The organism is Siphonobacter sp. BAB-5385 (genome assembly GCF_002261125.1).
GTDB lineage: Bacteria > Bacteroidota > Bacteroidia > Cytophagales > Spirosomataceae > Siphonobacter.
The window spans coordinates 1-922 of sequence record NZ_NMPS01000132.1; the positions used below are offsets into that span (position 1 = coordinate 1).

The window sequence follows — 922 nt, forward strand, 5'->3', positions numbered from 1 at the left end:
TCTGGCTGGTAAGCGGTACGGCCTGCACCTGGGTTGTGAGCGTGTAGGCAGTCTCGTAATTACTATCGTAGGCGGTCGTTGTAACCGTGTAGGTGCCTGTTGCCGCTGGCGTTGCCTTCAACGCCCGCCCGGTTTGCTTGCTGCTGGTAATCGTGCTGGTGAGATCCAGATACCCTTTCCACTTTTCGTAGAGCTTGAGACAGTTTTCGGGGTAAATCTCCAGCTGGCGACCCACTGGCCAGTAGATTTTTGCAGCCAGTGCAAAATCACTGGTAAGGGGTTTTTCTGTCGCTAACGATGTTTTTACATCGGCTACGATTTGTTCTCTTGCGGTCTGACTAATGCCGTCTGACGCAATATTTTTTAGGACAAACGATTCTTTATACTCTTCGTAGGCGGTCCGGCTGGTACCTAATTCAAGCTGAAAAGAAGCCGTGTCGGCGGTGAGAATACTTAACCGAACGTAGGCAATCCCTGAAGCTGGCGTGGTAAACGTGGTTGTGGCGGTGGTTGGCCCGGCACCCTTTACGAAAGAGGCGTCCGTTTTGTCTGTGTAAAATCCGACGAACCGCATACCCGTCGTGGCATTGCCCCTTCCGAAGTACGTCTGTGCAGAAATAACCGGAATAAAGTCTGAAAGGGTGTACGTGGCATTCGCCTGCTCAACGCCGTTTTCGTTAACAAAATAACCTACCTTCTTGGTCTTCTTATTAAAGAGGTTCTTACCTGCCTGCGTCGTAATGAAGTCCACTTTCGCAGCTGAAACGGAGCGGTTGGCCAGCGTTGCATTCGTGACACTCGAAGGAGCCAAAGCCGAGCTGTCGATCTTAATTCCCGTAAGCGTTTCCGAGACGGAGTAGGCAACGTAGGGGGTTGCAGAAGTCCCGGCCTCAAGCTGGAAGGCATCTTTTTCACCCACCAG

The 922-nt window shown here is 51.7% G+C and carries 1 protein-coding gene; it reads right to left on the reverse strand.

The genetic code is table 11. From position 1 onward, the window contains the following. Positions 1-922 (reverse strand): hypothetical protein (locus BWI93_RS27795; protein ID WP_217902266.1); only part of this gene is annotated, 922 nt, incomplete at both ends.